Annotated in this window: 8 protein-coding genes and 1 riboswitch; of the genes, 5 read left to right on the top strand and 3 right to left on the bottom strand. The window is 70.4% G+C overall.

Annotated features, from left to right (window positions below):
- Window positions 1-60: 60 nt before the first annotated feature.
- A riboswitch (TPP riboswitch) is annotated at window positions 61-217 on the top strand.
- Window positions 211-1995: a phosphomethylpyrimidine synthase ThiC gene (gene thiC, locus ABZ851_RS02005; protein WP_361120780.1), complete on the top strand. Its 1785-nt coding sequence runs from the start codon at window positions 211-213 to the stop codon at window positions 1993-1995. Its footprint overlaps the riboswitch before it by 7 nt.
- A 175-nt stretch (window positions 1996-2170) precedes the next feature.
- Here thiC and ABZ851_RS02000 read toward each other — a convergent pair whose 3' ends face one another.
- The 3 genes from ABZ851_RS02000 to ABZ851_RS01990 all read right to left on the bottom strand — a co-directional run bounded on the left by ABZ851_RS02000 (window position 2171) and on the right by ABZ851_RS01990 (window position 5764).
- A complete protein-coding gene (locus ABZ851_RS02000; RefSeq protein WP_361120777.1) occupies window positions 2171-3055 on the bottom strand; it encodes a hypothetical protein in 885 nt (294 codons plus the stop codon).
- A 229-nt stretch (window positions 3056-3284) separates the two neighbouring features.
- Entirely contained in the window at window positions 3285-4412 is a 1128-nt protein-coding gene (locus ABZ851_RS01995; RefSeq protein WP_361121773.1) for a metallophosphoesterase, read from the bottom strand.
- A 251-nt stretch (window positions 4413-4663) separates the two neighbouring features.
- Window positions 4664-5764: a LacI family DNA-binding transcriptional regulator gene (locus tag ABZ851_RS01990; protein ID WP_088798889.1), complete on the bottom strand. Its 1101-nt coding sequence runs from the start codon at window positions 5762-5764 to the stop codon at window positions 4664-4666.
- Window positions 5765-6170: 406 nt separating this feature from the next.
- Between ABZ851_RS01990 and hisC the strand changes: the two genes are divergently transcribed.
- From hisC to cydD, 4 genes are all read left to right on the top strand, one after another.
- The gene (gene hisC / locus ABZ851_RS01985) at window positions 6171-7250 is read left to right on the top strand and encodes a histidinol-phosphate transaminase (protein WP_361120774.1); all 1080 of its coding nucleotides are present in this window, start codon (window positions 6171-6173) and stop codon (window positions 7248-7250) included.
- Window positions 7251-7576: 326 nt separating this feature from the next.
- Window positions 7577-9085 (top strand): cytochrome ubiquinol oxidase subunit I, encoded by a 1509-nt coding sequence (locus tag ABZ851_RS01980; protein ID WP_311622931.1) that lies wholly within the window; start codon window positions 7577-7579, stop codon window positions 9083-9085.
- 9 nt (window positions 9086-9094) lie between these two features.
- The gene (gene cydB, locus ABZ851_RS01975) at window positions 9095-10096 is read left to right on the top strand and encodes a cytochrome d ubiquinol oxidase subunit II (RefSeq protein ID WP_361120769.1); all 1002 of its coding nucleotides are present in this window, start codon (window positions 9095-9097) and stop codon (window positions 10094-10096) included.
- A 39-nt stretch (window positions 10097-10135) separates the two neighbouring features.
- A complete protein-coding gene (cydD, locus tag ABZ851_RS01970; protein ID WP_361120766.1) occupies window positions 10136-13906 on the top strand; it encodes a thiol reductant ABC exporter subunit CydD in 3771 nt (1256 codons plus the stop codon).
- Window positions 13907-14012: the final 106 nt, after the last annotated feature.

The raw sequence follows: 14012 nt of genomic DNA, 5'->3' as shown, positions 1-14012 counted from the left end.
ATTGCAAGAACTCGGGGCCCCCTGTTCACTCCGGCGCATCGGCCGCTACCGTGGTGCCACCTTTGCAATCGCGGGAGCTCGGAGCACCGGGCTGAGAGGGCGCTGACCTTCGTCCCGGCGGCGTTTCACGTGAAACGCCCAGGGACGAATGCCGCTGCGTCGACCGCTGAACCTGTTACCGGGTAATGCCGGCGTAGGGAGTTGGGTCTCATGACTCTGCAGGATGCACGCACGCCCGAAAACGGAAACGGTGCCGGCGGCAGCAGTGAGCCGCAGATCGGCTGGCACAAGGGCTATGTCTCCGGATCGCGCCCCGATCTTCGGGTCCCGGTCCGGCGGGTGCACCTCACCAACGGCAACGACGTGACGCTCTACGACACGTCAGGGCCGTACACTGATCCCCATATCGATACCGACGTCCGTCGTGGTCTGGCGCCGCTGCGGGAGAACTGGATCATCGCCCGCGGCGACACCGAGGAGTACGCGGGGCGTCCCCTGCGGCCCGAGGACGACGGCCTCAAGCACACCTCGCCGCGCGGCGGGCTCAAGAACCTCGACGCTGTCTTCCCGGGCCGCCCCCGCCAGCCGCGCCGCGGCCGTGACGGCGCCGCGGTCACCCAGCTCGCCTACGCGCAGCGCGGCGAGATCACCGCGGAGATGGAGTATGTCGCCCTCCGCGAGAACGTCACCCCCGAGTTCGTCCGCGACGAGATTGCGGCCGGACGCGCGGTCCTGCCGTCGAACATCAACCACCCGGAGATCGAGCCGATGATCATCGGCAAGAACTTCCTGGTGAAGGTGAACGCCAACATCGGCAATTCGGCGGTCACTTCCTCCATCGAGGAGGAGGTGGAGAAGATGACCTGGGCGACTCGCTGGGGCGCCGATACGGTCATGGACCTCTCCACCGGGCGCAATATCCACACCACCCGGGAATGGGTGCTGCGCAACTCCCCCGTCCCCATCGGCACCGTGCCCCTCTACCAGGCACTGGAGAAGGTCGACGGCAAGGCCGAGGAGCTGACCTGGGAGATCTACAAGGACACCGTCATCGAGCAGGCCGAACAGGGCGTCGACTACATGACGGTGCACGCCGGTGTGCTGCTCCGTTACGTGCCCCTGACGGCCCGCCGTAAGACCGGCATCGTCTCGCGAGGCGGCTCGATCATGGCGGCCTGGTGCCTGGCGCACCACAAGGAGTCGTTCCTCTACACGCACTTCGAGGAGCTCTGCGAGATCCTTGCCTCGTACGACGTCACCTACTCGCTCGGTGACGGCCTGCGGCCCGGGTCCATCGCGGACGCCAACGACGAGGCGCAGTTCGCGGAGCTGCGGACGCTCGGTGAGCTGAACACCATCGCCAAGCGGCACGGCGTGCAGACGATGATCGAGGGCCCGGGACACGTCCCGATGCACAAGATCAAGGAGAACATCGACCTCCAGCAGGAGATCTGCGAGGAGGCCCCGTTCTACACACTCGGCCCGCTGACCACCGATATCGCCCCCGCCTACGACCACATCACCTCCGGTATCGGAGCGGCGATGATCGCGTGGTGGGGCACCGCCATGCTCTGCTACGTCACGCCCAAGGAGCATCTGGGCCTCCCGGACCGCGACGACGTCAAGACCGGCGTCATCACGTACAAGATCGCGGCTCATGCGGCAGACCTGGCCAAGGGGCACCCGGGCGCCCAGGAATGGGATGACGCGCTCTCCGATGCCCGCTTCGAGTTCCGCTGGGAGGACCAGTTCAACCTGGCCCTCGACCCGGACACGGCCCGCGCCTTCCACGACGAAACGCTGCCCGCCGAGCCGGCGAAGACGGCCCACTTCTGCTCGATGTGCGGCCCGAAGTTCTGCTCGATGAAGATCAGCCAGGACATCCGCCGTGAACACGGGGGTGACCTGGCGATCGACCCCGAGGCCGGAATGGCCGAGAAGTCGAAGGAGTTCGCGGCCGCGGGCAACCGCGTGTATCTGCCACTCGCGGAGTAGCCCGCCTTCGGACGGCGTTCCTTCGGGCCTCGCTGCTTCGGACGCCCGGACGCCGCTCCTTCGGCCGCCTCTGGAAGAAGGCCCCCACCGAAAGGCGGGGGCCTTCCGCCTGCCCACGGTGCGGCGATGCCCGTCCTCCGGTGCCCCTCAGGGCGCCGGGCCGCCGCCCCGGGCCCTAATCCGTCCGGTGCTCCGGTCCCCCGTAATCCGGGCTGGTGAAGTCCGGGCTGGAGTAGCGCGGGCGGGAACCCGAAGAGCCGCTGTCGGGGCTGGTGAACTCGGGGCGGGTGTAGCCGAGGGTGGGGATCCGGCTTTCGGGCGGTGGAGTGCGGCGCGGGACATAGCGGACCGGGTCGTCGTCCGGAGTGGCCGTGGGGTCGGCCAGGGCCTCACGGAGAAAGGGCAGCACACCGCGCTCCAGGAGGGCGCGGCGCCACTCCTCACGGGCGTCGTCCAGCACCTCGCCCAGTTCGCCGGCTCTGGCGACCTGGGGGGACGAGCCGTTGCGCACCGCGGTGACGAGGAGTCCGGCCATCGCGACCAGGGTCCCCGCGGCGGTCAGTGCCGCGAAGATCCAGCCGACGTTGATCAGTGGCTGCGCCAAGGACTTGTCGGTGCTGATGGCGCGCAGCACATAACCGAGGAGGAGGAAGAGCACCGCGGCGATGCCGGCGAGGACGGGCGCGAGGACGGCGACCATGGCGGTGAGCCCGGCGCCGGCGGTTTCGGCCTCGCCCGGGGCCATGGCGGTGGCCGGTCCCGGTCTCCCGTCGGCCGCCAGGCTCTGCTCCCCGTCGCCCGCCGCGACGGGGGAGGACGCGGGTGTCGGTGTGCGCCACTCGGTGCGGAGCTGTACATAGCGTTGGTATTCGGCCGTGGCGCACGCGGCGATGGCGGTGGTCGCGCTGAGCGCCATCGTGCGCAACTGCTCGTTGTTGAGGTGATTTCCCGTGGCGGCGGTGAAGTCGTCCGGGCGGTATGCGGCGGTACGCAGCGCCTCATCAAGGATCCGCGCGAATTCCGCGCGGTCCTCGTTCAGCAGGTGCGGAGCGCTGTTCATGTGGATCCCCCGATGCTCCGTAGGGCCGTACGGCCGGCGTTGGCCGGGCAGTGGGCGGAAACGGAGGAGAGCCTGCTACGGATAGTCCGATGGTAGAGCGACTGCGGCGCGGGGTGACAGAGAGTTTACGGAATTTGAGTAATGCCACGACCGGATTCCGCCCGTGCCGACCCCTGCGGTGTGCCGTCCGCCCGCCGTCCGCTCTTCCGTACGCCTGCCCCGATAACGTTCAGCCGGCCAGCGGAAGTTGAACGACCAAAAGCTTTCCGGCCATGGTGATACCGCCGTCCATGGCGATGGCCAGACCGTCCGCGTAGACATGCGGACCGTCGACCGCCACGCTTTCGCTCTCGCCCTCCTCGGTGCCGACCTCGCCCAGCAGATAGGGGATCGGGCTGTGGCCGTGTACGACGCGGTCGCCGCCATAGGCATCGAGGAGTTCGCGTACGGCGTCCGAGCCGTCCTCGTCGCGGAAGGCGAAGCGTTTGGTGAACTTGCGGAACAGATCCCAGACTTCGTCCGCGTCGCTGCGGGTGAGCACGTCGTGGACGGTGTCGTTGACGGCCTCGATGGAGTCGCCGTATTCGAGGTAGGCAGTGGTGTCGGAGTGCACGAGCAGATGCCCGTCCTCCTCCATCACGGCGTCCAGGCGGGCCATCCACTGGAGGTGGTGGTCCTCCAGACGGTCCATATCGGTCTTCTGGCCGCCGTTGAGGAGCCAGGCCGCCTGGAAGGAGGCGGTGCCCGCGCCGGACTGTACGGGGGTGTCGCCGAACCGCTTGGCCCCCAGCAGCAGGAGTTCGTGGTTGCCCATCAGGGCCTTGCAGTAGCCGCCGGCCGCCGCGGCCTCTGCTGAGAGCTGCATGACGAGGTCGATGACGCCGATGCCGTCCGGGCCGCGGTCGGTGAAGTCGCCGAGGAACCAGAGCCGGGCATTGCCGGCCGCCCAGTTGCCGTCGGCGTCGATCAGGCCCTCGGCGGCAAGCGCCTCGCGCAGCTCGTCGTAGTAGCCGTGCACATCACCGACGACATACAGGGGCCCCATGCCCTCGGGCGCGTCGGGGTCCTGGGCCGGTTCGGGCACCGGGACGACGGCGGGGTGGTCGATGAGGGTGTCCGTGCGCCCGGGCTCGATGACCGGGAGGTCACGCGCGGTCGGCGTGTACTCCTCGGGCAGCTCGGCGGGCGGCGCGGCAGGCGGCACCACGGGGGGTGCGGCGGGAGGCGCGGCCGGGGTGCCGGCGGGCAGGTGGAGCGGCGGGCCGGCAGGCGGCACGGGGGACCCGGCGGACGTGCCGGAGGGAACTCCTGGCGGCGGAACAGACGCCGGAGTTTCTCCCGCCATGGTCCACACCATGGGTCCCTGACTGGCCCCCTGAGTCATCGACCCCTCCACCGTCGCGCCGCCGTGCACCTCTCGGACCTTTGCCTGGTCGACGGCGGTCCGCGGTGTCGTGCGCCCATCATAGGAATGCCGATCGCGGGTTGTGACGCACCCGGGGGTGATCAATCCGCCGAAGCCCGGCATTCGCAGCGGATTTATCCCGGGATCGCCCTGTTTTTTCCTCGTAGAAGTGATCACACCGTCGCTCGTATGTGGGAGCACGCTCAGTCGCCGGTGGGCCCTCGCGGCGGGCTGATGGTCGTTCTCGGGGGGCGCCGCTGCGACGAGGCCCGGACGATCAGATCGGTCGGTATCACCTGTTCGACGGGCCGGCCGTTGTCGAGCCCTTCGATGGCGTCGATGAGGATCTGTACGACGGCGGTGCCGATGCGGCGCGGTTTGAGGGACAGCGTGGTGACGGGCGGTTCGGTGGCGGCATAGAGGGTGGACTCGCTGCAGCAGACCAGCAGCAGGTCCTCCGGCACTCTCAGGCCGTAGCGCCGGGCGGCGGCGAGCAGGTCCGTGCCGTTGGGGTCGAAGAGCCCGTAGACGGCGTCCGGGCGGTCCGGGCGGGCCAGCAGCCGGTCGGCGGCGACGGCCCCGGCGCACGGGTCGTGTGCCGGGTAGGACTCGTACACCGGGTCCTGGCCGACCCGCTCGCACCAGTGCAGATAGGCGGTGGTCGACAGGCGGGTGTAGGTGTCGGTGGTGTTGCCCGTGAGCAGGCCGATGCGACGGGCGCCGGCGTCGGCGAGATGGTCGAGCAGACCGAGGACGGCCGCCTCGTGATCGTTGTCGACCCAGCCGGTGACGGGCAGCGTGCCGCCCGGGCGGCCGTCGGAGACGACGGGGATGCCGTGCCGGACGAGCTCGGTGACGACGGGGTCGCCGTCGGCGGGGTCGATGACGACGGTGCCGTCCAGGGCGACGTTGGACCACACGTCGTGTCGGGAGGTCGCGGGGAGGATGACCAGCGCATAGCCCCGGGCCAGGGCCGCGGAGGTGGCCGCTCTGGCCATCTCGGCGAAGTACGCGAACTCGGTGAAGGTGAAAGGTTCGTCCCCGTACGTGGTCACGGTCAGGCCGAGGAGCCCCGACTTGCCCGTACGGAGGGTGCGGGCGGCTGCGGACGGGCGGTAACCCAGCCGGTCGGCCACCTCGCGGACATGGCTACGGGTGGCGTCCGGAAGCCGGCCCTTGCCGTTGAGCGCGTCGGAGACAGTCGTGATCGACACCCCGGCTGCGGCGGCCACGTCCCGGATGCCCGCCCGCCCCAGCCGGCGACCGGTCGACCGGCTCACCTGATGCTTCCCTGCTGCTGTCATGGCGAGCCGATAGTAGGGCTCATTAGGGCCATTCGCGGGGCTTGGGTGAGGGCTGTGGAGAGGCACGTTTCTGCACGGCTAGAAGCGCTCAATTATCATGAAAGAAAAGGGAGTTGGCGCAATGGGTGATCATTTCGTGGGAGGGATGGCGCGTTTGCCTGTCGATCGGTTCGGGTCCCGAAGTGGCCTCAAGTCACCTTGACGGGGGACGCGCGCCACGGAGTGAGCCACCGGCGCACGTCGAACCGGACGGCGCCCCCTGGAGGCTCCGCGCGGGGCTTCCCCGGTGCCGGACCGAGGCGTGTGGGCGGGCCGGGCGACGGGCCGGGGGCTGCCGCCGAACGGGTCAATCCTCATAAGGTGTGCAGTATTGGAGAAGAGGCAGGACGGTCGAGGAGGACCTGCGGTGAGCGAGAAGACCCCGAAGCTGCGTGCTGCGCTGGACGGCATCCCCACCTACAAGCCGGGCCGGCCGGCGGCGGCCGGCGGCCCCGTCACGTACAAGCTGTCCTCCAACGAGAACCCCTATCCGCCGCTGCCGGGTGTCCTGGAGAGCGCGGTGACCGCCGCCGGCGCCTTCAACCGTTACCCGGACATGGCCTGCACGGGCCTGATGGCGGAGCTGTCCGAGCGGTTCTCGGTGCCCCTGGAGCACCTGGCGACCGGCACCGGATCGGTCGGGGTGGCCCAGCAGCTGGTCCAGTCGACGGCCGGGCCCGGCGATGAAGTGATCTACGCCTGGCGGTCGTTCGAGGCCTACCCGATCGTCACCCAGGTCTCCGGCGCCACGTCCGTGCAGGTCCCGCTGACCTCCGGTGAGGTGCACGACCTGGACGCCATGCTCGCCGCGGTCACCGACCGGACTCGGTTGATCTTTGTCTGCAACCCCAACAACCCCACCGGCACCGTTGTCCGCCGTGCGGAGCTGGAGTCCTTCCTGGACCGGGTGCCGAGTGATGTGCTGGTGGTGCTGGACGAGGCGTACTGCGAGTTCGTGCGCGATCCCCAGGTGCCGGACGGCATCGAGCTCTACCGCGACCGGCCCAATGTGTGTGTGCTGCGCACCTTCTCCAAGGCGTACGGCCTGGCGGGCCTGCGGGTCGGCTTCGCGGTGGCCCATGAGCCGGTGGCCGCGGCGCTGCGCAAGACGGCGGTGCCGTTCGGGGTGAGCCAGCTGGCGCAGGAGGCGGCGGTGGCGTCGCTGCGCAGCGAGGCGGCGCTGCTGGAGCGGGTCGACGCCCTGGTGGCCGAGCGGGCGCGGGTGGTGGACGGTCTGCTGGGGCAGGGCTGGACGGTCCCCGAATCGCAGGCGAACTTCGTCTGGCTGCGGCTGGGGGACCGGACGACCGACTTCGCGGCGGCCTGCGAGCGGGCCGGTGTGGTCGTGCGGCCGTTCCCCGGCGAGGGCGTACGGGTGACGATCGGCGAGGGCCCGGCGATGGACCTGTTCCTGCAGGCCGCGGAGGAGTTCCGCAAGGCGCTGTAACCCGTCGTCGGACGGGTGTGCCGAGGCCGTGGGTCCGCTGACCCGCGGCCTTCTGCATGAGGCGCGCTTTCTCGCCGCTGCGGACGGGCGCCGGGGTGCGCCGCCCACGGGCGGGACGGACCGGCATCGTGGCAGGTGAAGGGCGTGGTGGCGCCCGACGGTCGGGCGTGACCGCGGTCACGTACCCCCCGGCAGAAATGGCCGAGACCCATAGGAGATAATTGCTTGTGAATGTGAACGCGTTCACAAGCGCGTCCCGTATGGGCCACTTTATGTGGCGCATACAGGGCATTGCCGTAGTGCAACGGCGACGTAAGGAGCACGGCATGGAACTGGCGTTGGCGCCAGAGACTCTGGCGCGATGGCAATTCGGCATCACCACCGTCTACCACTTCCTGTTCGTCCCCCTGACGATCTCCCTCGCCGCTCTGGTGGCCGGACTCGAGACCGCATGGGTACGCACGGGCAAGGAGAAGTACCTCAAGGCCACCAAGTTCTGGGGCAAGCTGTTTCTGATCAATATCGCGATGGGTGTCGTCACCGGCATCGTCCAGGAGTTCCAGTTCGGGATGAACTGGTCCGCCTACTCGCGGTTCGTCGGGGACGTCTTCGGCGCCCCGCTGGCCTTCGAGGCACTCATCGCGTTCTTCTTCGAGTCGACCTTCATCGGCCTGTGGATCTTCGGCTGGGACAAGCTGCCGAAGAAGATCCACTGCTTCTGCATGTGGATGGTCTCGATCGGCACGCTCCTGTCGGCGTACTTCATCCTCGCGGCGAACTCCTGGATGCAGCACCCGGTCGGCTACAAGTACAACGCCGCGAACGGCCGTGCCGAGCTGACGGACTTCTGGAAGGTGCTGACCCAGGACACCACCCTGGTCGTCGCCTTCCACACGCTGACCGCGGCCTTCCTCACCGGCGCCGCGTTCATGGTCGGTATCGCCGCCTTCCACCTGATGCGCAAAAAGCACATCAAGGTCATGCGGACGTCGCTGCGACTCGGGCTGATCACGCTGGTCATCTCGGGCATCCTCACCGCGGTCAGTGGTGACTCGCTCGGCAAGGTCATGTTCAAGCAGCAGCCGATGAAGATGGCCGCGGCCGAGGCGCTGTGGGACAAGGAACAGCCCGCGCCGTTCTCGGTCTTCGCCTACGGCGATGTCGACAAGGGGCACAACACGGTCGCCATCGAGATACCCGGCCTGCTGTCCTTCCTCGCGCACAACGACTTCAGCTCGCCGGTCCCCGGCATCAACGACGTCAACAAGTCCGAGCAGCAGAAGTTCGGGCCCGGCGACTACCGGCCCAACATCCCGGTTGCCTACTGGGGCTTCCGCTGGATGATCGGCTTCGGTATGTCGTCCTTCGCCATCGGGCTCGCCGGGCTCTGGCTCACCCGTAAGAAGTTCTGGCTGGCTCCGGGGCTGCGGACGGGGGACGAGGAGCCACCGCACCTCGCGCTCACCAAGAACAAGGTGCTCGGTGCCCGGCTGAGCAAGTGGTACTGGTCGCTCGCCTTCGTCACCCTCGGCTTCCCGCTCATCGCGAACTCGTGGGGCTGGATCTTCACCGAGATGGGCCGCCAGCCCTGGGTCGTCTACGGCGTGCTGCGCACCTCGGACGCGGTGTCCCCGGGCGTCTCGCAGGGCGAGGTGCTGACCTCGATGATCGTCTTCACCGCGCTCTACGCGATCCTCGCCGTGGTCGAGGTCAAGCTGCTGGTGAAGTACATCAAGGCCGGACCACAGGAGCTCACCGACTCCGACCTCAACCCGCCCACCAAGATCGGCGGCGACAGCACGGACGCCGACCGGCCGATGGCCTTCTCGTACTAGGAGGCGACTGTGCAACTCCACGACGTCTGGTTCGTCCTTATCGCCGTCCTCTGGACCGGGTACTTCTTCCTCGAAGGGTTCGACTTCGGGATCGGTATCCACACCAAGCTCCTCGCCCGCGACCGGCGGGAGAAGCGCGTACTGATCAACACCATCGGTCCGGTCTGGGACGGCAACGAGGTCTGGCTGATCAGCGCGGCCGGTGCGACCTTCGCCGCCTTCCCCGACTGGTACGCCACCCTCTTCTCCGGCTTCTATCTGCCGCTGTTGCTGATCCTGGTGTGCCTGATCGTCCGCGGGGTCGCCTTCGAATACCGTCACAAGCGGACCGAGGAGCACTGGCAGCGGAACTGGGAAAACGCGATCTTCTGGGCCTCGCTGCTGCCCGCGGTGCTCTGGGGCGTCCTGTTCGGCAACCTCGTGCACGGCGTCAAGATCGACGCTCACAAGGAGTACGTAGGGAGCGTTCTCGACCTGCTGAACCCGTACGCGATTCTGGGCGGGCTGGTCACGCTGACGCTGTTCACCTTCCACGGTGCGGTGTTCGCCTCGCTCAAGACGACGGGCGACATCCGGGAGCGGGCACGCAGGACGGCGGCCGTCCTCGGGGTGCTCACCCTGGTGCCGGTGGTCGGCTTCCTCGGCTGGACCCAGGCAGACAAGGGCGACGGCGCCAGCCTGATCGTCCTGATCGTCGCGGTGGTCGCGCTGGTCGCGGCGCTGGGGGCCAACAAGCTCGGGCGTGAGGGCTGGGCGTTCGCCTTTTCCGGCATCACGGTCGTGGCCGTGGTCGCGATGCTGTTCCTGACGCTCTTCCCGAACGTCATGCCCTCGACGCTGAACGAAAGCTGGAGCCTCACGGTCAGCAATGCCTCGTCCAGCCCCTACACCCTGAAGATCATCACGTGGTGCGCGGGTTTCGCCACACCGCTGGTGATGCTCTACCAAGGGTGGACGTACTGGGTGTTCCGCAAGCGCATCGGTACCCAGCACATCGCCGATGCCCACTAGCTGAGCGGCCGCCCTCGCGGGGCGGCCCCAGCAGGACGGATGTTTCACGTGAAACCGGTCGACCCGCGTCTGCTCCGCTACGCCCACGCCACCCGCGGCTTCCTCGTCGCGGTGGTGGTGCTCGGGCTTGCCGGAGCGGGCCTGGTCATCGGCCAGGCGATGCTGATCGCCGAGATCGTCGTCGGGGCCTTCCAGCACCACCTCGGTACCGGCGCCCTGGCCACCCCGCTGGCGCTGCTCGCCGCGGTCTCCGTCGGGCGCGGTCTGGTCTCCTGGCTCACCGAGCTGGCCGCGCACCGCGCCGGCGCGGCGGTCAAGTCCGAGCTGCGGATGCGGCTGATCGAGCGGGCGGCGCGGCTGGGGCCCGGCGCGGTGACCGGGCGCACGGACGGTGGCACGCCGGCCCCGGCTCCGTACGGTTCCGGGGCGGCCGACGCGGGCACGCCCGACGCGGGCACGCCCGACGGCACCGGCCCCCTGGAAATGCGAACCGGCGAACTCACCACCCTCGCCACCCGCGGCATCGACGCACTGGACGACTACTTCGCCCGCTATCTGCCGCAGTTGGGGCTGGCGGTCGTCGTCCCGCTCGCCGTGCTGGCCCGGATCGTCACCGGCGACTGGATCTCGGCGCTCACCATCGTCCTCACCCTCCCGCTGATCCCGCTCTTCATGATCCTGATCGGCTGGGCCACCCAGGCGCGGATGGACCGCCAGTGGCGGCTGCTCGCCCGGCTGTCGGGCCACTTCCTCGATGTCGTCGAGGGCCTGCCGACCCTCAAGGTCTTCGGCCGGGCCAAGGCCCAGGCCGCCTCCATCCGGGCCATCACCGGCGCATACCGCCGGGCGACGATGCGCACCCTGCGGATCGCTTTTCTCTCCTCCTTCGCGCTCGAACTCCTCGCCACCATCTCCGTCGCGCTGGTCGCGGTCGGCATCGGTATGCGGCTGGTACACGGTGAACTCGACCTCTACACCGGCCTGATGGTGCTGGTGCTGGCACCCGAGGCGTATCTGCCGCTGCGGCAGGTCGGCGCGCAGTACCACGCCGCGGCCGAGGGGCTTTCGGCGGCGGAGGAGATCTTCGCGGTGCTGGAGACTCCGCTGCGCACGGCCGGCACCGCACCCGCGCCCGAGGGCACCGCGCTGACCGTGGAAGAGCTGGTGGTCCGCCACCCCGGGCGGACCGCCGACTCGCTCCCGGCGACGTCGTTCGAGGTCCGGCCCGGCGAGACCGTCGCACTGGTCGGCCCCTCCGGCGCCGGCAAGTCCACCCTGCTGAGCGTGCTGCTCGGCTTCACCGCACCGTACGGGGGCCGGGCCCTCGTCGACGGCCGGGACATCGCGTCGCTCTCCCCCGAGAGCTGGCGGCAGCGGATCGCCTGGGTGCCGCAGCACCCGCATCTGTTCGCGGGCACCATCGCCGAGAACGTACGGCTGGCGCGGCCGGATGCGGATGACGCCGCGGTGCGCAACGCCCTGGGCGAAGCGGGTGCGCTGGACTTCGTCGATGCGCTCCCGGACGGCATGGCGACCCGGCTCGGCGAGTCCGGTGCCGGGCTCTCGGCCGGCCAGCGCCAGCGGCTCGCGCTCGCCCGCGCCTTCCTCGCCGACCGCCCGATCCTGCTCCTGGACGAGCCCACCGCCAACCTCGACGGTGCGACCGAGGAAGCGATGGTGGCCGCGATCGGCAGGCTCGCCGTCGGCCGTACCGTTCTGCTCGTCGTCCACCGGCCGGCGTTGCTGGCGGTGGCGGACCGGGTGGTGCGGCTGCCGGGGGCGGTGGTGGAGGCGCCTTCGGATCGGCCGGTCCGGTCGGGCCGTTCGGTCCAGTCGGTCCCATCAGTCCAGTCCGGGCGGTCAGGCGGGTCGGTCCAGGAGACGGTTGTCGAACCAGCTGAGGGGGGCCCGGGCTGCGTCCAGACGGTTGTCGAACCGGCCGAGACGGACCGGGGCCCCGCCGAGGCGGCGGCCGGTGCGCCGGACCCGGGTGAGGACGCCGGGCCCGACTCCCTCCCCGGCCCCGCCCAGGGCTCGGCGCTCACCCGGCTGCGGCGAACGGCCCGGTCCCATCGGGCGCGGTTCGCGCTGGCGCTGCTGCTGGGGAGCCTGGCGCTGGGCAGCGCGGTGGGCCTGATGGCGACCTCGGGATGGCTGATCTCGCGGGCGGCGCAGCAGCCGCCGGTGCTGTATCTGATGGTCGCGGTCACTGCCACCAGGGCGTTCGGCATCGGCCGTGCGGTCTTCCGGTACGCCGAGCGGCTGGTCGCCCATGACGCGGTGTTCCGGATGCTCGCCGAGGCACGTGTCGCCGTCTTCCGGCGGCTGGAGCGGCTGGCACCGGCCGGGCTCAAGGAACGCAGCCGCGGCGATCTGCTGTCGCGGCTGGTGGCCGATGTCGACGCGGGGCAGGACTACTTCCTGCGCTGGCTGCTGCCCGTCGGGGCGGCGGTGCTGGTCGGGGCGGGCGCGGTCGGTTTCACCGGCTGGCTGTTGCCGGAGGCCGGTGCGCTCCTCGCCGTCGGGCTGCTGCTCGCGGGCGTCGGGGTGCCGATGCTCTCGGGGGCGCTGGCCCGGCGGGTGGAGCGTCAACTGGCGCCCGCACGCGGGCGGCTCGCGACCCGCGTCGTCGATGTGCTCACCGGTACCGCCGAGTTGACGGTGGCCGGTGCCCTCCCCGCCCGTACGGAGGCGGTGCGGGGCGCCGACCGGGAGCTGACCCGGATCGCCTCCCGTTCGGCCGCCGTGTCCGGGACCGGCGCCGGGCTGTCGGCGCTGCTGTGCGGACTGACGGTCGCCGCGGCGGCGGTGGCCGGTGTCCAGGCCGTCCACGCGGGCCGGCTGTCGGGCGTGGCGCTGGCCGTGGTCGTGCTCACCCCGCTCGCCGCCTTCGAAGCGGTGGCCGGGCTGCCGCTCGCCGTGCAGTACCGCCGGCGCACCCGGCACGCCGCCGAGCGGGTCTTCGAGGTGCTGGACGCGCCGGTCCCGGTGCAGGAGCCGGCCGCGCCGGCCGAGGCTCCCGAGGCGCCGTTCCCGCTGGTCGTACGGGACCTGACCGCGCGCCACCCGGGAGCGGACCGCCCGGCGCTGGACGGCGTGGGCTTCACCGTGACCGCGGGCCGCCGGCTCGCCGTAGTCGGCCCGTCCGGTTCCGGGAAGACCACGCTGGCGCAGGTGCTGCTGCGCTTCGTGGACCGGGAGTCGGGGGCGTACCTGCTGGGCGGAACGGATGCCGGGACGCTGGACGGTGACGCGGTCCGGCGGCTGGTGGGGTTGTGTGCGCAGGACGCGCACCTCTTCGACAGCTCGCTGCGGGAAAACCTCAAGCTCGCCCGCCGGGACCGGCACGGCGCCCCGGGCGATGCCGACCAGGACCTGTGGGAGGCGCTTGGCCGGGCACGGCTCGCGGACTGGGTGCGGGCGCTGCCCGATGGCCTGGACACCATGATCGGGGAGCACGGCGCCCGGCTGTCCGGTGGCCAGCGGCAGCGGCTGGCCCTGGCGCGTGCCCTGCTCGCGGACTTCCCGGTGCTCGTTCTGGACGAGCCCGCCGAGCACCTGGATCTGCCCACCGCCGATGCGCTGACCGCCGATCTGCTGGCCGCGACCGAGGGCCGTACGACGGTCCTGATCACCCACCGGCTCACCGGTCTGGAGGAGGTCGACGAGGTGCTGGTGCTGGATCAGGGGCGGGTCGCGCAGTGCGGGCCGTACGCGGAGCTGGCCGCGGCCGACGGCCCGTTCCGGCGGATGCTGGAGCGCGAGCGGGCGGTGGATGCGGCGTACGGGACGGCGCAGCCGGTGGCGTAGGGCCCACCCCCAGCGGTGGCCCAGGGCGACGCGCTGCCGGTGGCGCGGGCCGCGCACCGTCCCGGGCCCGTGCCGGGGGCTCGTCCCGCGCCGCACAGGTCCCCGT

Source organism: Streptomyces sp. NPDC047049, from assembly GCF_040643995.1.
Taxonomy (GTDB): Bacteria; Actinomycetota; Actinomycetes; order Streptomycetales; family Streptomycetaceae; genus Streptomyces; species Streptomyces mooreae.
The sequence above is the reverse complement of the archived record's forward strand: the minus strand, read 5'-3'. Positions and strand labels throughout refer to the sequence as shown.